This window comes from Stenotrophomonas sp. KH_052, assembly GCF_057838755.1.
The window spans coordinates 697,533-721,048 of the sequence record NZ_CM174475.1 but is presented as its reverse complement, the minus strand read 5'-3'; the positions used below and the strand labels follow the sequence as shown (position 1 = coordinate 721,048).

Here is a 23,516-nt window from a genome sequence, read left to right as displayed (position 1 = left end):
TCGGCGCTACCCTGCGTCGATGAACCGGCTCTTCTTCCTGTTGCTGCTGTTGTCGATGTGCGCGGCATCGAGCGTCGCCCATGCGCAGTCCACGCGCCTGAACCGCTGCACCGATGCGCAGGGCCAGAGTGTCTACACCGACCGGCCCTGCGACAGCCTGGGCGCGCGGTCGCGGTTGCCACCGCCTGCGCCCACCGGCAACACGATGCCGCGCGACACCCTCGGCGCGCGCTGTCCGCGAAGGTTGAGTGAGCTGGTGGAAGCGCTGCGCACCGGCATCGTCAGCAATGATGTGAACCGGCTGTCTTCGCTGTACCTGTGGAGCGCAGTCTCCGACGCGGGCGCACAGCGCATTCTCGGCCAGTTGGAATCGTTGGCGCGGCGGCCGTTGGTGGACGTGGTGCCGGTGTATCCGCGGCAGGCGCAGGACGACTCGCAGGAAGTGGGTCAGAGCCCTGCTGCGCAGGGATCCGGCCCTGTGGACACTGTGGCGCGGCATCCGATCGGTCTGCGCCTGGAGCAGACGCTGCCCGGCAGCGCGTCGCGCGCTTCGACGGTGCTGGGGTTGCGGCGACAGTACGGGTGCTTCTGGATCACGCTGTGATCGCTAGGGGTCGGATCCCTTTCCTGCGGAAAGGGCTCTGACCCCCGATCCCGGCCATGGGGTCAGAGCCCTGCTGCGCAGGGATCTGACCCCGCGTGCGCGGCGTTACGCCGGCCACAACGCACGGATGGCGGCGATGCCCTGCCCGCCATGGCGGCGCGCCTCGGCGATGTGGCCGCTGCCCATGCCACCCAGTGCATAGATCGGCAGCGATACCTGCGCGCGCAATGCGGCGAAGGCATCCCAGCCCATCGGCGCGGCATCGGGATGGCTGGCCGTGGCCTGCACTGGACCCAGCACGGCGAAGTCACAGCCCAGACGCTGCGCAGCCTGCAGCTGCCGCAGGTCATGGCAGGACGCGGCAACCAGCTGTCCCTCTGGCAGCGGGCGCTTCTCCAGTTCCAGCAGCTGCTCGCTGCCCAGGTGCACGCCCACGCCCAGTGCGCGCGCCAGTTCGATATCGCGGTTGAGCAGCCACTGCACGCCGCTGCGCCGATGCGTGCGCAGGGCCTGTTCCAGCATCGCCTGCCGCTGTGGATGCGCCGGTGGCAGGCGCAGCTGGATGCGCTGCTGGCCCGCGCCTACCGCGCGCTGCAGCTGCTCATGCCAGTGCTGCACGCCGCTGTCATCGTCGGCCGGCGCTGGTGTGATCAGGTAACTGTCGGGCTGGCGCAGGGCGGCCACCACCGGCAGGTCGGCCGGCGGCATCGAGTAGCGGCCCAGCTTGTCCGGCGCCACCCAGGTGATGGCCTGGCCCTCGCGCCCGCGCGGGGTACCCTTCCAGCTGCGCACATGGCGCACTTCCAGGGTCAGGTGCTTGTCCGGGTAGCGCTGTGGCACGTCCATCAGCCACTCGCCGACATCCGCCTCGATACCCAGTTCCTCGCGCAGCTCGCGCACCAGCGCCTGTTCGGAGGTTTCGCCGGATTCGCGCTTGCCGCCGGGGAATTCCCACAGGCCGGCCATGTCGCGGTTCTCGGTACGGCGGTTGAGCAGCACGCGGCCACGGGCGTCGGTGATGACGGCGGCCACGACGTGGATCGATCGGGTGGGGGAAGGCATGGGGGAAGCATGCCCAGAACAGGGCGGGCCGCGCAATCTCGGATCCGGCCGGATCAGCCGCGCAAAACAGCCGCCATGAAAGAAAAGCCCCGCTTTCGCGGGGCTCTTCGGGTCAGCTCAGCTGGCCGTGGCAGTGCTTGTACTTCTTGCCACTGCCGCAGGGGCACGGATCGTTGCGGCCGATCTTCGGCTCGTCACGCTGCACCTGTGCGATGCCCTGCTGGGCGGCCTGCACCTGCGCGGCTTCCTCGTCGGCGCTGTAGCTGCCAACGTCCTGGTGCTGGAACTGCGACTGGCTCAGGCGGGCTTCGACCTGCTGGCGCTCGGCCGCTTCCAGGGCCTGCACTTCCTCGTCGCTGCGGATGCGCACGCGCGACAGCAGGGTCACCACTTCGCGCTTGACGTTCTCCAGCATGTCCGAGAACAGCTCGAAGGCTTCTTTCTTGTACTCCTGCTTCGGCTGCTTCTGCGCATAACCACGCAGGTAGATGCCCTGGCGCAGGTAATCCATGCGGGCCAGGTGCTCCTTCCAGCTCTGGTCCAGCACGGTCAGCATCACGTGCTTCTCCAGCGCGCGCATGGTCTCTTCGCCAACACCGGCTTCCTTCTCGGCGAAGTGCTGGTTGACGCGCTCCTGCACCTTGGCGGCGATGGCTTCGGCGTCCAGCTCCTCGTGTTCCTTGACCAGACCGGTCAGCGACATCTGCAGGCCGAAGTCCGACTCCAGGGTCGCTTCCAGGCCACGCAGGTCCCACTGCTCGTCGATGGAGTTCGGCGGCACGAAGCGGGCGACGATGTCGAAGATCACGTCGTCGCGGATGCCATCGACGTTGTCCTTCACCGACTCGGCGTCCAGCAGCTCGTCGCGCTGGGCGTAGATCACCTTGCGCTGGTCGTTGTTGACGTCGTCGAAGTCCAGCAGGTTCTTGCGGATGTCGAAGTTGTGAGCCTCGACCTTGCGCTGCGCCTTCTCGATCTGGCGGCTGACCAGGCGGTCCTCGATGACGTCATCTTCCTTCATGCCCATCATGCGCATGGCCTTCTGCACCCAATCGGAGGCGAAGATGCGCATCAGGTTGTCTTCCAGCGACAGGTAGAAGCGGGACGAACCCGGGTCACCCTGGCGGCCCGAACGGCCACGCAGCTGGTTGTCGATACGGCGCGATTCGTGGCGCTCGGTGCCGACGATGTGCAGGCCGCCCGCAGCCTTCACCGCCTCGTGGCGCTTCTGCCAATCGGCCTTGACCGCGGCCTTCTGCTCATCGGTCGCGCCCTCGCCCAGTTCGTGGATTTCCGCTTCCAGCGAACCGCCCAGCACGATGTCGGTACCACGGCCGGCCATGTTGGTAGCGATGGTGACCGCGGCCGGACGGCCGGCATTGGCGACGATGGTCGCTTCGCGGTCATGCTGCTTGGCGTTCAGCACTTCGTGCTTCACGCCGGCCTTGGCCAGATGCTCGGACAGCATTTCCGAGGTTTCGATCGAGGTGGTACCCACCAGCACCGGCTGGCCGCGCTTGGCGCACTCTTCGATGTCGGCCAGCACCGCGTTGAACTTGCCCTTGCGGTTGAGGAACACCTGGTCCGGGCTGTCCTTGCGGATGGTCGGGCGGTTGGTCGGGATCACCACCACTTCCAGGCCATAGATGCTCTGGAATTCGAAGGCTTCGGTATCGGCCGTACCGGTCATGCCGGACAGCTTCTTGTACATGCGGAACAGGTTCTGGAAGGTGATGCTGGCCAGCGTCTGGTTCTCGCGCTGGACCGGCACGCCTTCCTTCGCTTCCACCGCCTGGTGCAGGCCATCGGACCAGCGACGGCCGGACAGGGTGCGGCCGGTGAACTCATCGACGATGACCACTTCGCCATCGCGCACGATGTAGTCCACGTCACGCTGGTAGATCGCGTGCGCGCGCAGCGCGGCGTTGAGGTGGTGGACCACCGTCAGGTTCTGCGGCGCGTACAGGCCCTCGGTCTCGCCGTCGAGGATGCCGGCCTCGACCAGCAGCTGCTCGGCGTGCTCCATGCCCGCTTCGGACAGGTGCACCTGCTTGCCCTTCTCGTCGACCCAGAAGTCGCCTTCGCCGTCTTCCGCTTCCTGCTTGACCAGGTTCGGCACGACGCGGTTGACCCGGATGTACAGCTCCGGGGAGTCGTCGGCCGGGCCGGAGATGATCAGCGGGGTACGCGCTTCGTCGATCAGGATGGAGTCGACTTCGTCGACGATGGCGTAGTGCAGGCCGCGCTGGTAGCGGTCGGCCTTGGACAGCGCCATGTTGTCGCGCAGGTAGTCGAAACCGAATTCGTTGTTGGTGCCGTAGGTGATGTCCGAGGCGTAGGCTTCGCGCTTGTCGCTGTGCGGCATGCCCGGGTAGACCACGCCCACGCTCAGGCCCAGCCAGTTGTACAGCTTGCCCATCTGCGCGGCGTCGCGTCGGGCCAGGTAGTCGTTCACGGTGACCACGTGCACGCCCTTGCCTTCCAGCGCGTTGAGGTACACCGGCAGGGTCGCCACCAGGGTCTTGCCTTCACCGGTGCGCATTTCTGCGATCTTGCCCAGGTGAAGCACCATGCCGCCGATCAGCTGCACGTCGTAGTGGCGCATGCCCAGCACGCGGCGACCGGCTTCGCGGCAGACCGCGAACGCTTCCGGCAGCACCTTGTCCAGGGCTTCACCATCGGCGATGCGCTGCTTGAACTCCGGCGTCTTGGCCTGAAGCTGCTCGTCGGAAAGCTTCTCGATCTCCGGCTCCAGCGCATTGATCTTGGCGACGATGCGGTTGAGCTGGCGCAGCTGTCGTTCGTTACGACTGCCAAATACGCGGGTAAGCAGGCTGTTGATCATTGAAGGAACCGGGTTGGATGGACACGACGCCCGGCCTCCCCCTTGGGATCCGTCCGTCGCAAACGAAACAGGGCGCCTGGCGCCCTGTCGATGGCAACACCCATTGTAGCTTGGGACGGCCGCAAGGGGTTTCAACCCTTGGCGGCAATGGCATCCGAACGTTCCCGGTAGTGCCGGCCGCTGGCCGGCAGCCTCGCTCGGCCACCTCAAGGAATTGCCGGCCAGCGGCCGGCACTACCAGATCAACCACATCGGGTCAGAGCCCTCCCGCGGCGCGGAAGGGATCCGACCCGGGCATCAGCCGCGGCTGATGCGGCCGACCGGCGTGTTGCCGCCGTCGCCGAGGAACTTGCGCGGGTTGACCACGTTGCCGTTCTCCCACACCTCGAAGTGCACGTGGGCACCGGTCGAACGGCCGGTGGAACCGGCCTTGGCCACTTCCTGGCCGGCACGGACCAGGTCGCCGACCTTCACCACCAGGCGCGAATTGTGCGCGTAGCGGGTGACATAGCCATTGCCGTGGTCGACGTCGACGACGTTGCCGTAGCCGCCCTTCACACCGGAGAAGCTGACCACGCCTTCGGCCACGGCCATCACCGGGTCACCGACCCTGGCGTGGAAGTCCATGCCCTTGTGGGTGGCGGCACCGCGGCCGAACGGGTCGGCACGGGTGCCGAAGCCGGAGGTCACATAGCTGTTGCGGATCGGCATGCGCGACGGCACGGCGTTCTGCTGCAGCTGGTGGTCGAACATCAGCGATTCCATCACCGACAGCTGGCGGCCTGAAGCAGCGAAGCGCTGCTCCAGCACCTGTAAGTCGGCGTTGACGTCCTTGACCGGGATGTCGGTGGTCGGGCCACCAGCATCGCCGTCACCGAGGCCGGGGGTCTCGTTGAAGTCGAACTCGCCGTCTTCCAGCTTGCCCATCTGGGTCAGCCGTTCGCCGAGGGCGTTGAGGCGGGTGGCCTGGGCCTGCAGCTCGCCGAGGCGGGCTGCCAGCGCGTTGACCTGGGTCTGCGCGTCGCGCCGGACCTTGGCCAGCTCCGCGTCCTGGCGCTCGACCTTGGCCTGCAGCCGGGAATCATTCAGCGCGCTGGCGCCAATGCCGCCAGCAAGGCCGATAATGCAGCCTACCCCGAGCACGCTGCCCAGCAGGGCACGGGGGCGGTCCTCGAAATAGAACCGCAAACGCGCGATGGGCGACGATTTGGCCTGTCCTTCACGCGTTTTGATTACGATCTTTTTGAATGCCATCAGTGAGTTTTCATGTCTGAGCCGAAATCCAGCGTTCGCCCCGCCTCCAAGCCGAAACCGGCGCTGGATGCGGTGATGGCTGACAAAAGCGGGAACCCGCTGCGGCGTGCCTTGTGGCTCGACGCGCTGGACCGTCAGTTGCGCCCCCAGTTGCCGCCACCTCTGCGCAGCCGTTGCCGGCTGGCCAATGTGGACGGGGAACACCTCGTTTTTCTCGTCGAATCCCCGGTCTGGCATGCCAAGTTGCGGCTTGCCGAAGCCCAGTTGCTCGACGCGGCCCGGTCCATCGGGCTGAAGGCCACCAAGGTGACCATCAAGACTGCGTCCTCCACTCCCACGCGCTCCCCAGCGCTCGACAACCGGAATGGACCCCACGCAGTTTCAGCCGCCACGCACAAAGGGCTACGCGACGCCTTGGCTTGCCTGCAGGACGTTCCTTCGAAGCCGAAGAAGCGGTCCTGATGACAGCGGAGCATCCGGCTCCACTCCCCGTCGCGCGTGTCACCACGGCGTGAAACATTTCGGGGGCCGGGTCGCATCCTAGCTGCCATCCGGAGCCCTGTCGTTAGATTGTTGTTAAAACTGCGTTAAATTCAGGCTTCCGATCCAACAGGTTCACAAAACCGTGACCTCGAACCGGCCTTGACGCGCCTCAAGCGCGCTGAATGCGCGGCATGCGTCTGAAACGACAACGCCGCCCTTGAAGGCGGCGCTTTTTTCTTTTAATTCAAAAACTTATGCGAATCAGGCGTAAGCCGGCGTCGCATACTCGACCGGGTCCGGGGTGGCCGGCGAGTCGAAGCTGACCCACTCCCAGGCGGTGGCATCGGCCATCAGCGCCCGCACCAGCTTGTTGTTGAGCGCGTGGCCGGACTTGAAGCCCTCGTAGGCGCCCAGCACCTGGCCACCGGCCAGATAGAGGTCGCCGATCGCATCGAGGATCTTGTGGCGCACGAATTCGTCGGCATAGCGCAGGCCGTCTTCGTTGAGCACGCGGAACTCATCCAGCACGATGGCGTTGTCCATCGAACCGCCCAGGCCCAGGTTGCGCTCGCGCATGTACTCCAGGTCGCGCATGAAGCCGAAGGTGCGCGCGCGGGAGATTTCCTTGGTGTAGGCCAGCGTCGAGAACTCGATTTCCTGGCGCGACTGCTTGGCCGGGATCATCGGGTGGTCGAACTGGATGGTGAAGCCCAGCTTGTAGCCCTCATACGGGGTGAAGCGGGCCACCTTGTCGCCTTCGGTCACTTCCACGGTCTTCAGCACGCGGATGAAGCGCTTGGGCGCATCCTGTTCCACGATGCCTGCCGACTGCAGCAGGAACACGAAGGGACCGGCCGAACCGTCCATGATCGGCAGCTCGGCCGAAGACAGTTCGACGATGATGTTGTCCACACCCAGGCCGGCCAACGCCGACATCAGGTGTTCGACGGTCTGGATCTTGGCGTCGTTGCAGGTCAGGCCGGTGCACAGGGTCACTTCGGTGACCAGTTCGGCCTTGGCCGGCACTTCCACCACCGGGTCCAGGTCCACGCGGCGGAACACGATTCCATGGTTGACCGGTGCCGGGCGCAGGGTCATGTAGACCTTGTCACCGCTGTGCAGGCCAACGCCGGTGGCGCGGATCGTGTTCTTGAGGGTGCGTTGCTGGATCATGGGGGGTGGACCGGAAGTGACACATTAGATTAACACGCAGGGTCCCCTACCCCGACTGAAACGCCGGCAGGACACACCGGCGCGCCGGTAGGACGCGCGTGAAGCAGGGCGGCCGGGCCCATCCTGGCCCGGCGCCCGCGTTTTCAGGACATGGTGGCGCAACCCGGGGAGGACAAGCCCCGGGCCGCCCCGCTTAGTCCGCCTGGCGGCGCAGGAAGGCCGGGATGTCCAGGTAATCGTTCGGCAGTTCCGCCGCAGCCGGGGCCGAAGCGGCCGGGGCCGACGGAGCGGAGGCTGCCGCGGTATCGCTGCTGGCGCGACGCAGGCCCAGGCCCATGCCACCCACCGCCTTCGACACGGCGTCGCCGCCATTGTCGAACTCGCCGAACTCCGGCTGGCCGGTGGTGGCGTTGCGGACCAGCTTGATCGGCGCACGTTCGCCCGGACGCTGGGACTTGCTGGCCGAGACGCGGTTCAGGCCGGTGGCGACCACGGTCACGCGCACTTCATCCTGCATGTCCGGGTCGAGCACGGTACCGACCACCACGGTGGCGTCTTCGGAAGCGAAGCCGTCGATGGTGCGGCCGATCTCGTCGAACTCGGCCATGGTGAAGTCGGCGCCGGCGGTGATGTTGACCAGGATGCCGTTGGCACCGGCCAGGTTCACGTCGTCCAGCAGCGGGTTCTGGATCGCCGATTCGGCAGCGGCCTGCGCGCGGTCATCGCCGCGGGCGGTACCGGTACCCATCATTGCCAGGCCCATTTCGGACATGACGGTGCGCACGTCGGCAAAGTCGACGTTGATCAGGCCCGGACGCACGATCAGGTCGGCGATGCCCTGCACGGCGCCCTGCAGCACGTCGTTGGCGGCACGGAAGGCCTGGATCATGGTCGCGTTGCGACCCAGCACGGTGATCAGCTTCTCGTTCGGGATGGTGATCAGCGAGTCGCAGTGCTGGCTCAGTTCTTCGATGCCCTTCAGCGCGACCTGCATGCGGCGACGGCCTTCGAACGGGAACGGCTTGGTGACCACGGCCACGGTCAGGATGCCCATTTCCTTGGCCAGCTGTGCCACCACCGGCGCCGCACCGGTGCCGGTGCCGCCGCCCATGCCGGCGGTGATGAACACCATGTCCGCACCCTGCAGCGCGTCCATGATGCGCTCACGATCTTCCAGAGCAGCCTGGCGGCCGACTTCCGGGTTCGCGCCTGCGCCCAGGCCCTTGGTCACGTTGGTACCCAGCTGCAGCTGCAGCTTGGCACCGCAATTCTTGATGGCCTGCGAGTCGGTGTTGGCCGTGATGAATTCCACGCCATCCACCGCCGAGTTGACCATGTGCGCCACGGCATTGCCGCCGCCGCCGCCCACGCCAACCACCTTGATCACCGCATTGGGTGCCATCTTTTCGATCAGTTCAAAATGCGCCATGTCCGTGTCCTCGTTGTATCCGCTTCGGCTGGCATGGGCATTCGGGCGTCCTGCCTTCCTGCTGCATGCCGGCGTTGCGGCTGTGTGGGTTGTGTGTTGCCGGTGCTGCGTTGTGTTGCGGGTACTGCAGGTGTTGCGCCCGGGCGATGCCGGGGTTTACCGGTTCCGCGTCAGAACTCGCCGCGGAACCACGTCTTGAGTTTCTTGAACATGCTTCCCGCACGCCCGGTCGGCAGCGACGGCCGGCGCGGGTGCTCGATCTGGCTGCCCATCAGCAGCAGGCCCACGCCGGTGGCGTGCACGGGGTTGCCGACCACTTCACCGAGGCCGGTGACGTGCTGCGGGATGCCCACGCGCACCGGCATCTGCAGCATTTCCTCGGCCAGCTCGACCACGCCTTCCATCTTCGACGCACCACCGGTCAGCACCATGCCGGCGCGCACCAGTTCCTCGAAGCCGGAGCGGCGCAGTTCGGCCTGCACCATCTCGAAGATTTCCTCGTAGCGGCCCTGCACGGCCTGCGCCAGCGAGTGGCGCGGCATGCGGCGCGGCGGACGATCGCCCACCGACGGCACCTGGATGCTTTCCTCGGCGGTGGCCAGCTGGGCCAGGGCGCAGGCGTAGCGCACCTTGATCTGCTCGGCTTCCGGGGTCGGCGTGCGCAGCATGTGCGCGATGTCGTTGGTGACGTGGTCGCCGGCGATCGGCAGCGAGGCGGTATGGCAGATCGCACCCTGCACGAACACCGCGATGTCGGTGGTGCCGGCGCCCATGTCGACCAGCACCACGCCCAGCTCGCGCTCGTCGGCGGTCAGCACCGCCACGCTGGAGGCCAGCGAGGACAGCACCAGGTCGTCCACCTGCAGGCCGCAGCGCTGCACGCACTTGCTGATGTTGGCCGCGGCCGACTGCGCGCACACCACCAGGTGTGCATGCACTTCCAGGCGCACGCCGGTCATGCCGACCGGGTTGCGGATGCCTTCCTGCGAATCGTCCAGCACGTACTCGCGCGGAATCGCGTGCAGGATCTTCTGGTCGGCCGGGATCGCCACCGCCTTGGCCGCATCGAGCACGCGGTCCAGGTCGCCCCAGGTCACTTCGCCGTCGCGGATCGGCACGATGCCGGGCGAGTTCTTGCACTGCACGTGGTTGCCGGAGATCGAGGCATACACCGAGCGGATCTCGCAGCCGGCCATCAGCTCGGCTTCTTCCACCGCGCGCTGGATCGACTGCACGGTCGATTCGATGTCCACCACCACGCCGCGCTTGAGCCCACGCGATTCATGCGAGCCGATACCGATCACTTCGATCGGATTGCCCGGCGAATACTCACCCACCAGCGCCACCACCTTGGAGGTGCCGATGTCCAGGCCAACGATCAGCGATTTGTCACCCTTGCGATTCATGTTCTTTCCTGCGTGCTTCTGGCCGGGGTCGCCGGCGTTTTCGCCGACGTGGCCGGGGTACCCCAGCTCAGCGTGAAACCATTGGTGTAACGGAGGTCGGCGCGCTCGATCGGCGCGTCCTGACGATTGAGCTGCGGCAGCACCTTGACGAAGCGCTGCATGCGCGAGCGCGCGTCATCGCGGCCGACCACCACTTCGGTGCCATTGCTGAGCACCAGCGACCAGCTGCCGCGCGCATCCATCGTCACCCGGCGCACGTCGACGCCGGCCGGTGCGAACAATGCACGCGAGTCGCTGTACAGCTTCATCACTTCTTCGGTCTGGCTGTCCGGGCCGTCCAGTTCGGGCAGCGCCAGGTCGGCCAGTTTCTTCGGCGTGGGGAACAGCTTGCCCTGCTCGGAAACCAGGCGATCGTTGCCCCAGCGCGCGAACGGCTTGTGCTCGACCAGAGTCACTTCCAGCACATCCGGCCACTGCTTGCGCACCCGCGCGCTTTCCACCCACGGCAGCTTTTCCAGCGCGTCCTGCGCGTCCTGCAGCTTGACTGCGAAGAAACCAGATCGCGCATAAGGCATCAGCACCTGCTGCAACTGCTCGGCCGGCACCCGCTTGAACTCACCGTGCACGCGCAGCTTCGCCAGCGGCCAGCGCTCTGCGCCGACCCAGCCATTGACCACGGCCACCACCGGCAGAGCAACCACCGACAAGGCCAACAGCCAGACGAAGATGCGCAGCAGCGCGTTCATGCGTGCGATGCCTCCAGGGTCTGTTCCAGCACGCGCCACACCAGTTCCTCGAAACCGATGCCGGCCTGGCGTGCGGCCTTGGGCACCAGCGAATGGCTGGTCATGCCCGGCGCGGTGTTCACTTCCAGCAGGAAGAAGCGGCCGCTGTCGCGGTCGCGCATCACGTCCACGCGGCCCCAGCCACGGCAGCCGGCAGCACGGAATGCAGCCAGCGCAATGCGGCGGATTTCATCTTCGGCATCCCCGTCCAGGCCCGGGCACAGGTACTGGGTGTCTTCGGCGATGTACTTGGCGTTGTAGTCGTACCACTGGCCCTTGGGCACGATGCGGATCGACGGCAGCGCGACATCGCCGAGGATGGCCACGGTCAGTTCGTCGCCGACCACCATCTGTTCCATCAGCAGCTGGCCGTCGTAGCGCGCGGCCAGGGCCACCGCTTCGTCCAGGCCGGCGTCATCGGTGACCCGGCTGATGCCCACGCTGGAGCCTTCGTTGGCCGGCTTCACCACCACCGGCAGGCCAAGTTCGGCGGCATTGGCGTGCACGTCCTCGGCAGTGACCTTGCGGTACTGCGGGGTCGGCAGGCCCAGCGACAGCCACACCTGCTTGGTGCGGATCTTGTCCATGCTCAGCGCCGAACCCAGCACGTTCGAGCCGGTATACGGCACGCCGAAGGCGTCCATCAGGCCCTGCACGATGCCGTCCTCACCGCCACCGTTGTGGCCGTGCAGGATGTTGAACACGCGATCGATGCCACCGGCGGCGAGCGCCTTGGCCAGCGCCGGGATGCCGTCCACGGCGAACGCATCGACGCCACGCGACTGCAGGGCTTCGAGCACGTTGCGGCCGGAGTCCAGCGACACCTCGCGTTCGCTGGAGCTGCCGCCCAGCAGCACGGCGACGCGGCCGAACACGGCCGGGTCGGTCACTCGCAGCGGCGGGAAGGTCAGCGCGCTCACGCCTCGCCCTCCCCCTTGAAGCCTTCCACCGCGATATGGGTGGCTACGGCACCGATGTCGCCGGCGCCCATCATCAGCAGCAGGTCACCGTCCTGCAGCACGTCCGGCAGCACGCTGGCCAGCTCGGCGGCCTTGCCCACCACCACCGGTTCGCTGCGGCCGCGCGCGCGGATGGCGCGGGCCAGCGCATGCGAATCGGCACCGGCAATCGGTTCCTCGCCGGCCGGGTAGACCTCGCTCAGCACCAGTGCATCGACGCTGGACAGCACCGCGGCGAACTTGTCGAACTGGTCGCGGGTACGGCTGTAGCGGTGCGGCTGGAAGGCCACCACCAGACGCTTGTCAGCCCAGCCACCACGGGCGGCGGCGAACACCGCCTCCAGCTCGCTCGGGTGATGACCGTAGTCGTCGATGATGCGGACCTTGGCACCGCTGGCGGTGGTCACTTCGCCCAGATCGTTGAAGCGACGGCCAACACCGGCGAAACCTTCCAGCGCACGCGCGATCGCGTCCGGCGCCACGCCTAGCTGCCAGCCCACCGCAGCGGCGGCCAGCGCGTTGAGTACGTTGTGCTTGCCCGGCAGCGCCAGCACCACTTCCTGGCTGGTGCCCTGCGGCAGGCGCAGGGTGAAGCGCATGCGCGAACCTTCCTGCACCACGTTCTCGGCACGTACGTCGGCCTGCGGGCTCATGCCGTAGCTCATCACGTGGCGCGGGGTCTTGGCGGCCAGCGCAGCCACTTCGGGATCATCGATGCACAGCACCGCCAGGCCGTAGAACGGCAGGCGCTGCAGGAACTCGGCGAACGCCGCCTGCACGCGGGCGAAGTCGTTGCCGTAGTTTTCCAGATGATCCGCATCAATGTTGGTGATGATCGACATCAGCGGATTCAGGCGCAGGAAGCTGCCATCGCTTTCGTCGGCCTCGGCCACCAGCCACTGGCCACCACCCAGCTTGGCGTTGGCACCGGCGGCCAGCAGCTGGCCACCGATCACGAAGGTCGGGTCCAGCCCACCTTCGCTCAGCACCGCAGCGGTGAGGCTGGTGGTGGTGGTCTTGCCATGGGTGCCGGCCACCGCGATGCCGCGGCGGAAGCGCATCAGCTCGGCCAGCATCGCCGCACGCGGCATGATCGGAATGCGCTGGCTGCGCGCTTCCATCAGTTCCGGGTTGTCTTCGCGGATGGCACTGGAGACCACCACGCAGTCGGTGCCCAGCACGTTGGCAGCGGAATGGCCGCGCATGATGCGCGCACCCAGGCTGGCCAGGCGGCGGGTCGCCACGTTGTCGGCGTTGTCCGAGCCGGACACTTCATAGCCCAGCGTCAGCATCACTTCAGCGATACCGCTCATGCCGGTGCCGCCGATGCCGACGAAATGCACGCGCGGGAACGCGCGCACCAGGTCGTTGGTGTCGTGCAGGCGGCGGATCATGCGCGGCCTCGCGCAGGGCAGGCGCGGTGGCATGCCTTCTTCATACAGCTTCCTCGAGAATGATATCGGCGATGCGCTCGGCGGCATCGACCTTGGCCAGGGCACGCGCGGCTTGCGCCATCTGCATGCGGCGGGCGGGATTTTCGGACAGATCGCGCAGCAGTGCGGCAATGCCGTCAGCCAGCGTTCCGTCCTGCTTCAGCAAAACCGCCGCGCCGCGCTCGACCAGGTACTCCGCGTTGCGGGTCTGGTGATCGTCGACGGCGGCGGGGAATGGCACCAGCACGCTGCCGACACCGACCGCGCACAGCTCGGCCAGAGTGGAAGCGCCGGCACGGCACACCACCAGATCGGCCCAGGCAAAGGCCTCGGCCATGTCGGCGATGAACGGCGTGATTTCAGCCTGCACGCCGGCCTTGGCATATGCCTCGACCGCTTCGGCATGCATTTTTTCGCCACTCTGGTGGCGTACCTGCACCGGCACCGTGGCACCCAGCGCAGCGATGGCCTGCGGCACGCCGGTGTTGAGCGCACGCGCGCCCTGGCTGCCACCGACCACCAGCACGCGCAGCGGACCCTGGCGGTCGGCGAAGCGCTGTTCCGGCGGTGCGATGGCGGCGATTTCGGCACGCACCGGGTTGCCGATGAACTCCTCGCGCTTGGCGAAGGTGCCCGGGAAACCGGTCAGCAGGCGGCGCGCATAGCGCGACAGGATGCGGTTGGTCAGGCCCGGCGCACGGTTCTGCTCATGCACGATCAACGGCAGCCCGTGCAGGCGCGTGGCCATGCCGCCCGGACCGGAGGCAAAGCCACCGAAGGCAATCACCGCGCGCGGCTGGCGCTTGCGGATGATCATGCCGGCGGCGCGCAGCGCGCGCATCAACCGCCACGGTGCACCGAGCAGGGCCAGCTTGCCCTTGCCGCGCAGGCCGGTGATGGCCAGGGTGTCGATCGGAATGTCGTGCTGCGGCACCAGACGGGTTTCCATCGCACCATCGGCGCCCATCCAGGTGACCGGCACGCCACGCTCGCGCAGCACGCGGGCCACGGCCAGGCCGGGGAAGATGTGACCGCCGGTGCCACCGGCCAGGATCATCACCGGGCGCACGCTATGGGTGGCTGCGCTCATGACAGCCTCCCGAAGGTCGGTTCGATGCGCGACTGCAGGCGGCTGGTGCCACGTGCGGCGGCCGGCCCGGCAGCGGCGGCCACCGGTTCGGCGCTCATCGGCACGCTGGCCGCAGCCGGTGCGGCCGGCGCGTCCACGGGCGCATCGGCCACGGCCTCGTCGCCACCACCGATACGCACGGCCTGGCGACGCTCGGCACGCTTGAGTTCATAGGACACGCGCAGCAGCAGGCCCATCGCCACGCAGGTCATCAGCACCGACGAACCGCCGGAGGAGATCAGCGGCAGGGTCAGGCCCTTGGTCGGCAGGATGCCCAGGTTCACGCCGATCGAGACGAAGGTCTGCATGCTGATCCACAGGCCGATGCCGAAGGCAATGTAGCCGGAGAAGTGACGCTTCATTTCCACGCAGCGCATGCCCAGCCAGAAGGTGCGGCCAACTAGCAGCGCGTACAGGGCCACGATCACGCAGGTGCCAAGGAAGCCGAACTCCTCGGCGGTGACCGAGAAGATGAAGTCGGTATGTGCTTCCGGCAGGTAGTACAGCTTCTGCACCGAGTTGCCCAGGCCAACGCCGGTCCACTCGCCGCGGCCCACGGCCATCAGCGCGTTGGACAGCTGGTAGCCGTCGCCCTGCTGGTCGGCCCACGGGTCGAGGAAGGAGGTGATGCGGCGCATGCGGTACGGCTCGATGATCGCCAGCGCGCTCATGCCGACCAGGCCGATGATCACCGGCATCGACATGCGCGGCATGTTCACCCCGCCCAGCACCAGCATGCCGGCGGTGATCGCCAGCAGCAGGGTGGACGAACCGAAGTCCGGCTGCAGCAGCAGCAACAGCACCAGCGCACCGGCCACGCCCAGCGGCTTGAGCATCGCCGGCCAGGTCGCGTTGACCTCGTCGCGGAAGCGCACCAGGTAGCTGGACAGCCAGACGATGTAGAGCACCTTCACCGCTTCGACCGTCTGGAACTTGGAGATGCCCAGGTTGATCCAGCGGCGCGCGCCGTTGACGGTGCTGCCCAGGCCCGGCGCGAACACCGCCAGCAGCAGCACGAAGCAGCCCAGCAGCAGCATCTGGTTGTACTGCTCGATGGACTTCAGCTCGGTGCGGGCGGCAACGACCGCCAGCACGATGCCTACCGCCAGGAAGATCAGGTGGCGGTTGAGGTAGTAGAACGGGCTGCTCATCAGGGCGATCGAGCTGGACGCCACCATCACCACGCCGATGCCCGTGAGCGCGATGATCGCGCCCAGCAGCCACTTGTCGTAGCTGCCTTCGATGGCTTCAAGGCGTGTTGCCTGGCGGGACAGGTCGTTCATCTCAGCGCACCTTCAACGTGGCCAGGCCGATCAGCACGAGCACGACGGAGATGATCCAGAAGCGCACGATCACGCGCGGCTCGGGCCAGCCCTTCAGTTCGAAGTGGTGATGGATCGGCGCCATGCGGAACACGCGCTTGCCGGTCAGCTTGAACGAGGCGACCTGGATCATCACCGACAGCGTTTCGATGACGAACACGCCGCCCATGATCACCAGCACCAGCTCCTGGCGGGTGATCACCGCGATCGTGCCCAGCACCGCACCCAGCGCCAGTGCGCCGATGTCGCCCATGAACACCATCGCCGGATAGGTGTTGAACCACAGGAAGCCCAGGCCTGCGCCAGCGATGGCCGCGCAGATGATGACCAGCTCACCGGCGCCCGGGATCTGCGGGATCTGCAGGTAGTTGGCGAACACCACGTTGCCCGAGGCATAGGCGAACACGCCCAGCGCGCAGGCCACCAGCACCGTCGGCATGATCGCCAGGCCGTCCAGGCCGTCGGTCAGGTTCACCGCGTTGGAGAAGCCGACGATCCAGAAGTAGGCGATGGTCACGAAGCCGATGCCGGCCAGCGGCAGCGCCACCGACTTGAACATCGGGATATAGAAGGTCAGCGCCGCCGGCACATCGGCCGTATAGAACAGGAACAGACCAGCGGCCAGGCCGAAGATCGACTGCAGCAGGTACTTCCAGCGCGACTTCAGGCCGTTCGGGTCGCGGCGGACGATCTTGATCCAGTCGTCGTACCAGCCGATGGCGCCGAAGCACAGCATGACCGCCAGCACCAGCCACACGTAGCGGTTACGCAGGTCGGCCCACATCAGCACCGACAGGGTGATGGTGAGCAGGATCAGCGAACCGCCCATGGTCGGCGTACCGGCCTTGGAGAAATGGGTCTGCGGACCGTCCTTGCGGATCGGCTGGCCGCCCTTGAACTGGGCAAGCTTGCGGATCATCGCCGGGCCGAGCCACAGCGACAGGAACAGGGCCGTCAACGCGGCAAGGATGGCGCGGAACGTCTGGTAGTTGAACAGCCCGAACAGGCTCTCCAACTGCTGCAACCATCGAGCCAGTTCATACAACATGCGGGGATTCCTCTCCTTGCGCCAGCAGCGCTTTGACAATCGTGTCCATGGCGCTGCCACGGGAACCCTTGACCAGGCAGCGCACGCCAGCGTGCAGCTCGTCCTTCAGCGCCTGCGACAGCGCGTCATGGGTGGCGAAATGACGGCCGCCTTCGCCGAAGGCGGTGGCGGCAGCGGCGCTGAGCGGACCCAGCGCATACAGGCGCTTCAGGCCAGCCGCGCGGGCGCGCAGGCCGGCCTGCGCATGCAGCGCTTCGGCATCCGGGCCCAGCTCGCGCATGTCGCCAAGCACCAGCCAGCCTTCTTCCGGAGCCGCAGCCAGGGCATCGATGGCCGCAGCCAGCGAACCCGGGTTGGCGTTGTAGCTGTCGTCCACCAGCACCGCACCGTTGTGCAGCTGATGCGCGATCTGACGGCCCGGCACCGGCTGCGCATCGGCCAGGCCGGCTGCGACCAGCGCCAGCTCGATACCGGCGGCCAGTGCCAGGCTGGCCGCGGCCAGCGCGTTGCTGACGTTGTGGCGGCCCGGCAGACCCAGCACCACGCGGGCTTCGCCCATCGGCGACACCAGGGTGAACTGGCTGCCCTGCGCACCGGCGCGGATATCACGCGCGGTGACATCGGCGGTGTGCTCCAGCCCATAGCGCAGTACGCGGCAGCGCGCCGGGGTGCCGACGAAATGCTGTTCGAACCAGCGGCCGTAGGCATCGTCGACGTTGATCACGGCTACACCATCGGCGGGCAGCGCGGCATAGATCGCGCCCTTGGTGACGGCGACGCCGAGCAGGCTGCCCATCCGCTCCAGGTGTGCCGGGGCGATGTTGTTGACCAGCGCATAACGCGGGCGGGCGATATCGGTCAGGTAGGCGATGTCACCCGGCTTGCCCGCGCCCATCTCGTAGACAGCGTAGTCGGCATCTTCCGGGGCATCGATCACCGCCAGCGGCAGGCCGATCTCGTTGTTGCGGTTGCCCGGGTTGGCGTAGACCACCTTGTGCGCATGACGGGCCACCTGCTGCAGGATCGACAGCAGCAGGCTCTTCACGCTGGTCTTGCCGTTGCTGCCGGTGATCGCGAACACCTCGGTATCACGGTCACGCTGCATGCCGGTGGCGATCTTCGCCAGCGCCAGTTCGCTGTCGGCCACCAGCACCTGCGGCAGTTCGATCGGCAGCAGGCGCTCGACCAGCAGCGCGCTGGCACCGCGCGCCTGCGCGTCGGCGGCAAAGTCATGGCCATCGAAACGCTCGCCGCGCAGCGCCACATACAGGCTGCCCGGGCCGAGATTGCGGGTGTCATTGCTGACCGCATCGATGGCGACGTCATCGCCGTGGATCTCGCCGCCGGCCCAGTGTGCGATCAGCGAAAGCAGGGTGCGCTTCATGCGATGCCCTCCCCGGCCTGGGCCGCCAGCACACCGGCCTTGGCCGCCAGTGCAGCCGCAGCCACTTCGGTGTCATCGAAGTCATGGCGCACGCCATTCACTTCCTGGTACGGCTCGTGGCCCTTGCCGGCAATCAGGATGATGTCGCCTGCATTGGCGCGCTTCACCGCCAGGCCGATCGCACGCGCGCGGCTGCGCTGCACGGTCACGGCGGAGGCATCGGTAAATCCGGCCAGGATGTCGGCCACGATCACGTCGCCATCTTCGCCACGCGGATTGTCGTCGGTAACGATGACCTGGTTGGCCAGGCGCTCGGCGATCGCGGCCATCTGCGGGCGCTTGCCGGTATCACGCTCGCCACCGCAGCCGAACACGCAGAACAGCGTGCCCTGCAGGTGGCCGTGCAGGCTGTCCAGCGCCTGTTCCAGTGCGTCCGGGGTGTGGGCGTAATCCACCACCACGGTCGGCAGGCCATCCTCGCCACCGAGGCGGTTCATGCGGCCGCGGATCGGCTGCAGCGCCGACAGCACCTCGGCAATGCGCGCCAGCGGCTGGCCCTGCGCATGCAGGGTACCGGCCACGGCCAGCAGGTTGTCCACATTGAAGCGGCCCAGCAAAGGCGACTGCACCGCCGCGCGCTGGCCGTCGATGGCCAGTTCGAAGGCAATGCCACGGCCGTCCAGTTGCAGCGCCTCGGCGTGCACGCTGGCATCGGTGGCACCGCGCGAGCTCAGGCCGATCGGCTGCACGCCCGCCGGCAGGCCGGCGAACAGCTGGCGACCGAATGCGTCGTCAAGATTGATCACAGCGGCCTTCAGGCCCGGACGATGGAACAACCGCGCCTTGGCCGCGCCGTAGCTGGCCATGTCGCCGTGGTAGTCCAGGTGATCGCGGGTGAGGTTGGTGAACACCGCCACGTCGTAGTGCACCGCATCCACGCGGCCCTGGTCCAGCGCATGCGAGCTGACTTCCATCGCCACCGCGCGCGCGCCGGCGTCACGCAGCTGCGCCAGCAGCGCATGCATCTGCAGCACCAGCGGCGTGGTGAAACCGGTCGGTTCAACCGCACCATAAAGTCCGGCGCCCAACGTGCCGATACTGCCACTGGGCGTTCCGAGCAGGTGCCAGGCCTGGGCCAGCAGCTGCACGGTGGAGGTCTTGCCGTTGGTGCCGGTCACGCCGACCATCGCCATCGCCCGCGACGGTGCGCCATGGAACTGGTCGGCCATCGCACCCATGCGCGCGCGCAGGCCCGGCACGGCGATTGCATCAGCCGGTGCCGGCAGCTCGGCCGGTGCCGGCGGTTCGAACAGGATGGCGCCGGCGCCCGCCGCACGGGCCTGCTCGACAAAGCCCAGGCCATGCGCGCCGAAACCGGCGATGGCGACGAAGGCATTGCCGGGGCGCACGGCGCGGCTGTCCAGCACCAGGCCGGTCAGAACGGGGTCGTGCCCTGCAAGAGCAACGTCCGGAAGCAACTGCGAAAGCAACATCGAAGGACTCATTGCGTGCCTCCCGTAGCGGGCGGCGTCTGGGCATGCGCGCTGGGCAGCGCAGCATCGAATTCAGCGGCGGCATCGACCGGCAGCGCGGCCTCGGCCGGTGGCGCCGGCAGGATCGAGGCCGAATGGCCGACCTTGCCGGACTGCTGTGCGGCCAGCCACGACTGCAGGTCGTCCAGCGGCACGTCCATCAGGCGCAGGGTGCCTTCCATCACGTTGTGGTAGACCGGCGCCGATACCAGGCCACCGTAGAACTTGCCGGCCTGCGGGTCGTTGATGACGATGACGGTGGCAAAACGCGGGTTGGTGGCCGGCACCACGCCGGCAAACAGCGCGTTGTAGTGGCCGCGCTCGTAACCGCCAGGACCGGTCTTGCGCGCGGTACCGGTCTTGCCGGCCACGCGGTAGCCCAGCACCGCTGCCTGCTTGGCACCACCCTGGGTGACCACCGTTTCCATCATCGCCACAACCTGCCTGGCGACGCTCTCATCGATGATCTGATGCGCCTCGTTGCGCTGGCCTTTGACGAAGGTCGGCGCGATCAGCTTGCCGCCGTTGGCCAACGCCGAATAGGCGGTGGCGATCTGCAGCGGCGTCACGTTCAGGCCATAGCCGTAGGACATGGTGGTCTTGGTGGCACCGTCCCAGTTCGCAGGGCGTCGCACCACACCACCGGATTCACCCGGGAAACCGCTGTGCGGCACCGAGCCGTAGCCGAAGCGGCGCACGCCGTCGTAGAACACCTGGTCCGGCATCTTCGCCGCCACCTTGGCCGCACCGATGTTGGAACTGCGGGTGATCACACCGGTCACGTTCAGCACGCCGTTGTTGCGCGGCACGTCGCGGATGGTGAAGCGGGCCACCTGCATGTAGCCCGGATTGGTGTCGATGACGGTGTCCTTGGTCACCGCACCGGCCTGCAGCGCGGTGGCGATGGTCAGCGGCTTCATCGTCGAACCCGGCTCGACCAGGTCGGTCACCGCGCGGTTGCGGCGGGTATCCGGGGCCGCGCCACCCACCGAATTCGGGTTGTAGGTCGGCAGGTTGACCATGGCCAGGATCTCGCCGGTGGTCACGTCCATGATCACCATCGAACCGCCGGCCGCCTTATTGGCCACCAGCGCGTTGCGCAGTTCCTTGAACGCCAGGTACTGGATGCGGCGGTCGATGCTGAGGGTCAGGTCCTTGCCCGGTTCGGCGGCGCGCAGCAGATCGCTCTCGACGGTCTCGCCCTTGCGGTTGCGGATCACCCGCTTGGCGCCGGCCTTGCCACGCAGCCATTCGTCGAATGCCAACTCCAGGCCTTCCTGGCCGCGGTCGTCGATGTTGGTGAAACCCAGCACGTGCGCCATCGCCTCACCCTGCGGGTAGAAGCGACGGAACTCGCGCTGCGCGGCCACGCCTGGAATCTTCAGCGCGACCACCTTCTCTGCCTCGTCCGGATTGATCCGTCGACGCAGGTACATGAATTCCTTGTCCGACTTCTGCGACAGGCGGCTGCTCAGCTCGTCCACCGACATGCCGACTGCCTGGGCCAGCTCCGGGATGCGCTCGGGCGAACGCAGCAGGTCCTGCGGATTGACCCAGATCGAGGCGACCGGGGTCGATACCGCCAGCGGCTCGCCGTTGCGGTCGGTGATCATGCCGCGCGAGGTCTTGATCGGCAGCTCGCGCAGGTAGCGGGCCTCGCCCTGGCGCTGGTAGAAATCGCTGTTGATGATCTGCACGTAGGCCGCACGGCCCACCAGCGACACCGAACACAGGCCGAGCGCCAACGCCACCCAGCGCAGGCGCTGGCGCAGGTTGAAGGCGTTGCGCGGGCGGTTGCGGCCGGTCTTGCTCATGGGCGCACCACCACGATGTCGGCGGCCTCGGGGAACTTCATGCCGAGCTTCTCGCGGGCGATGCGATCCACACGGTTGGCTTCGGCCAGCGTTGCCTGTTCCAGCTGCAGACGACCGAATTCCAGATTGATGTCATCGCGCTTGCGCTCGGCGCGCGACAGCTCGATGAACGTCTGCCGGTGACGGTGACGCACGAACACGACGCCGATCGCCGAGGCCACGGTCGAGGCCAACAGGATGATCAGCAGCAGCCGGCTCATGCATCGGCCTCCCGCTTCTGGGCCACGCGCAGCACGGCGCTGCGGGCACGCGGGTTGGCCGCCAGTTCTTCGTCGGTGGCCTTGATGGCACCGCCGATCAGATCCAGCGTCGGTACGAACACCTCCGCCTCGGGCAGGCGGCGGTTGGCCGGCGGCGCCTTGGCCAGGCGGTTCATGTACTGCTTGACGATGCGGTCTTCCAGCGAGTGGAAGCTGATGATCGCCAGGCGGCCGCCGGGCTTGAGCCGTTCCACGGCCGCATCAAGCCCGGCTTCCAGGTCGGCCAGCTCGCGGTTGATGTGGATGCGGATGGCCTGGAAGCTGCGCGTGGCCGGGTGGATCTTGTCTTTTCCGCGCGGCATCACCGAGGCGATCAACTCGGCCAGTTCGGCGGTACGGGAGAACGGCTGCTTCTCGCGGCGGGCGACGATGGCACGGGCGATACGGCGGCTCTGGCGCTCTTCGCCGTAGGTCCACAGCACGTCGGCAATCTCGCGTTCTTCAACGCGGTTGATCCACTGCGCTGCACTTTCACCGCTGTCCGGATCCATGCGCATGTCCAGCGGGCCGTCCTTGCCGAAGCTGAAGCCACGTTCGGCCACGTCCAGCTGCGGCGACGACACGCCCAGGTCGAACAGCACGCCGTCCAGGCCTTCAGCCGTCGCATCCCACTGCAGCAGCTGGGCAAAGCTGCCACGGAAGATGGACACGCGCGGGTCCGGCGCGAAATCGCGCTCGGCTACGGCGATGGCTTCCGGATCCTTGTCCATGACCAGCAGGCGCCCCTCGGGACCGAGCTGGGTGAGCACGCCACGTGCATGACCGCCACGACCGAACGTGCCATCCAGATAACGTCCGTTTTCGATCACCCTCAGGCCTTCAAGGACCTGGGTGTACAGGACCGGCAGGTGCACCGCCGGCGACTGCGACACCGGAAGGTGACCGGCCTGCGCTTCTGGGCGCATCCGGGCACCCCGGCTCACAACTTCAGGTCGAGCAACCCATCACCCAGATCCTCGTCAGACAATGTCTGCTGGATCAGGGCCCGATGCGCCTGCTCGCTCCACAATTCGAACTTGTCGCCCATACCGAGCAATACCGCCTTCTTCTCAATGCCCACCGCACCGCGGTGGCTGGCGGGGATGCTGATGCGACCGTTGCCGTCCAGCTCAAGATGGGCGGCCGAGCCGACCAGCTTCTGCTGCAACAGGCGCACGACGCGCTGGGTGTTGGGCTTGGACATCACGTCGTCGCGGACCCGCTCCCATTCCGACTCTGCGTACAGCCACAGGCAGCCGGCTTCGAACGGGTTGTAGGTCAGCACGAGACGGTTGTTGCTGGCGCGCGCGACGAGGTCGCGGTAAGCGGTGGGAACCGCCATGCGCCCTTTATCGTCAACTGTGATGGCCGTCTCGCCCTGGAACACGACGCGTGCACCTATCCTTCGCCCGGTGAAACATTGAACCACGAAAACCCACAAAACACCCGGATTTCCCTCTGATGCCCACCTTAGCAGCGGCCGAAGGGTTGTCAACAACTTTTCAGCGGGGAAATCGCCAGCCACATCAATGGCTTGCAACAACCTTTAGAGAAT

19 protein-coding genes and 1 pseudogene are annotated in these 23,516 nt (G+C 66.9%); 2 read left to right on the top strand and 18 right to left on the bottom strand.

The annotated features are described in order from the left end of the window. Nucleotides 1-19 precede the first annotated feature (19 nt). On the top strand, nucleotides 20-604 hold the full coding sequence (locus AC3ITW_RS03165) for a DUF4124 domain-containing protein (RefSeq protein WP_100434046.1): 585 nt from the start codon (nucleotides 20-22) through the stop codon (nucleotides 602-604). A 105-nt stretch (nucleotides 605-709) separates the two neighbouring features. Here the strand turns inward: AC3ITW_RS03165 and AC3ITW_RS03160 are convergent, their stop codons facing one another. From AC3ITW_RS03160 to AC3ITW_RS03150, 3 genes are all read right to left on the bottom strand, one after another. After that, nucleotides 710-1,666, bottom strand: a complete 957-nt coding sequence (locus tag AC3ITW_RS03160) for a Nudix family hydrolase (protein ID WP_065722778.1) — start codon at nucleotides 1,664-1,666, stop codon at nucleotides 710-712. Between the two features lie 112 nt (nucleotides 1,667-1,778). Continuing rightward, entirely contained in the window at nucleotides 1,779-4,511 is a 2,733-nt protein-coding gene (gene secA, locus AC3ITW_RS03155) for a preprotein translocase subunit SecA (RefSeq protein ID WP_489390054.1), read from the bottom strand. 297 nt (nucleotides 4,512-4,808) lie between these two features. Then, complete coding sequence (locus tag AC3ITW_RS03150) at nucleotides 4,809-5,765, bottom strand: M23 family metallopeptidase (RefSeq protein ID WP_012510051.1); 957 nt, start codon at nucleotides 5,763-5,765, stop codon at nucleotides 4,809-4,811. Nucleotides 5,766-5,777: 12 nt separating this feature from the next. Here AC3ITW_RS03150 and AC3ITW_RS03145 point away from each other — a divergent pair, with 12 nt between their 5' ends. Then, entirely contained in the window at nucleotides 5,778-6,227 is a 450-nt protein-coding gene (locus AC3ITW_RS03145) for a DciA family protein (RefSeq protein ID WP_012510050.1), read from the top strand. A 282-nt stretch (nucleotides 6,228-6,509) separates the two neighbouring features. On the opposite strand, the gene lpxC is transcribed toward AC3ITW_RS03145, so the two are convergent. From lpxC to AC3ITW_RS03070, 15 genes and pseudogenes are all read right to left on the bottom strand, one after another. After that, nucleotides 6,510-7,421: a UDP-3-O-acyl-N-acetylglucosamine deacetylase gene (lpxC, locus tag AC3ITW_RS03140; RefSeq protein WP_004143722.1), complete on the bottom strand. Its 912-nt coding sequence runs from the start codon at nucleotides 7,419-7,421 to the stop codon at nucleotides 6,510-6,512. A 193-nt stretch (nucleotides 7,422-7,614) separates the two neighbouring features. Continuing rightward, entirely contained in the window at nucleotides 7,615-8,850 is a 1,236-nt protein-coding gene (gene ftsZ, locus AC3ITW_RS03135; protein ID WP_004143720.1) for a cell division protein FtsZ, read from the bottom strand. A gap of 170 nt (nucleotides 8,851-9,020) precedes the next feature. Continuing rightward, entirely contained in the window at nucleotides 9,021-10,256 is a 1,236-nt protein-coding gene (ftsA, locus tag AC3ITW_RS03130; RefSeq protein ID WP_005408083.1) for a cell division protein FtsA, read from the bottom strand. A gap of 68 nt (nucleotides 10,257-10,324) precedes the next feature. Further along, nucleotides 10,325-11,002, bottom strand: a pseudogene (locus tag AC3ITW_RS03125) (cell division protein FtsQ/DivIB); the annotation flags it as partial. Next, nucleotides 10,999-11,961: a D-alanine--D-alanine ligase gene (locus AC3ITW_RS03120; RefSeq protein WP_136638863.1), complete on the bottom strand. Its 963-nt coding sequence runs from the start codon at nucleotides 11,959-11,961 to the stop codon at nucleotides 10,999-11,001. The gene AC3ITW_RS03120 and the pseudogene AC3ITW_RS03125, both read right to left, overlap by 4 nt. Continuing rightward, nucleotides 11,958-13,394, bottom strand: coding sequence for a UDP-N-acetylmuramate--L-alanine ligase (murC, locus tag AC3ITW_RS03115; protein ID WP_012510048.1), 1,437 nt, complete (start codon nucleotides 13,392-13,394; stop codon nucleotides 11,958-11,960). Before murC ends, AC3ITW_RS03120 begins: the two co-directional genes overlap by 4 nt. Before the next feature lie 40 nt (nucleotides 13,395-13,434). After that, on the bottom strand, nucleotides 13,435-14,523 hold the full coding sequence (gene murG, locus AC3ITW_RS03110; protein WP_004143663.1) for an undecaprenyldiphospho-muramoylpentapeptide beta-N-acetylglucosaminyltransferase: 1,089 nt from the start codon (nucleotides 14,521-14,523) through the stop codon (nucleotides 13,435-13,437). Further along, nucleotides 14,520-15,845, bottom strand: coding sequence for a putative lipid II flippase FtsW (gene ftsW, locus AC3ITW_RS03105; RefSeq protein WP_004143661.1), 1,326 nt, complete (start codon nucleotides 15,843-15,845; stop codon nucleotides 14,520-14,522). Before ftsW ends, murG begins: the two co-directional genes overlap by 4 nt. A gap of 1 nt (nucleotide 15,846) precedes the next feature. Continuing rightward, nucleotides 15,847-16,932, bottom strand: a complete 1,086-nt coding sequence (mraY, locus tag AC3ITW_RS03100; RefSeq protein ID WP_004143659.1) for a phospho-N-acetylmuramoyl-pentapeptide-transferase — start codon at nucleotides 16,930-16,932, stop codon at nucleotides 15,847-15,849. Then, nucleotides 16,922-18,316, bottom strand: a complete 1,395-nt coding sequence (locus AC3ITW_RS03095; RefSeq protein WP_004143653.1) for a UDP-N-acetylmuramoyl-tripeptide--D-alanyl-D-alanine ligase — start codon at nucleotides 18,314-18,316, stop codon at nucleotides 16,922-16,924. Before AC3ITW_RS03095 ends, mraY begins: the two co-directional genes overlap by 11 nt. After that, on the bottom strand, nucleotides 18,313-19,821 hold the full coding sequence (locus tag AC3ITW_RS03090; protein ID WP_154354613.1) for a UDP-N-acetylmuramoyl-L-alanyl-D-glutamate--2,6-diaminopimelate ligase: 1,509 nt from the start codon (nucleotides 19,819-19,821) through the stop codon (nucleotides 18,313-18,315). Before AC3ITW_RS03090 ends, AC3ITW_RS03095 begins: the two co-directional genes overlap by 4 nt. After that, nucleotides 19,818-21,662, bottom strand: a complete 1,845-nt coding sequence (locus AC3ITW_RS03085; RefSeq protein ID WP_004143647.1) for a peptidoglycan D,D-transpeptidase FtsI family protein — start codon at nucleotides 21,660-21,662, stop codon at nucleotides 19,818-19,820. Before AC3ITW_RS03085 ends, AC3ITW_RS03090 begins: the two co-directional genes overlap by 4 nt. Next, the gene (ftsL, locus tag AC3ITW_RS03080) at nucleotides 21,659-21,922 is read right to left on the bottom strand and encodes a cell division protein FtsL (protein ID WP_005412242.1); all 264 of its coding nucleotides are present in this window, start codon (nucleotides 21,920-21,922) and stop codon (nucleotides 21,659-21,661) included. The genes AC3ITW_RS03085 and ftsL overlap by 4 nt, the downstream gene beginning before the upstream one ends. Next, entirely contained in the window at nucleotides 21,919-22,887 is a 969-nt protein-coding gene (gene rsmH / locus AC3ITW_RS03075; RefSeq protein WP_100434042.1) for a 16S rRNA (cytosine(1402)-N(4))-methyltransferase RsmH, read from the bottom strand. Before rsmH ends, ftsL begins: the two co-directional genes overlap by 4 nt. Before the next feature lie 14 nt (nucleotides 22,888-22,901). Further along, nucleotides 22,902-23,303 carry a division/cell wall cluster transcriptional repressor MraZ gene (locus tag AC3ITW_RS03070; protein WP_008266948.1) on the bottom strand — a complete coding sequence of 134 codons (402 nt, stop codon included), beginning with the start codon at nucleotides 23,301-23,303 and terminating at the stop codon, nucleotides 22,902-22,904. Nucleotides 23,304-23,516 lie beyond the last annotated feature (213 nt).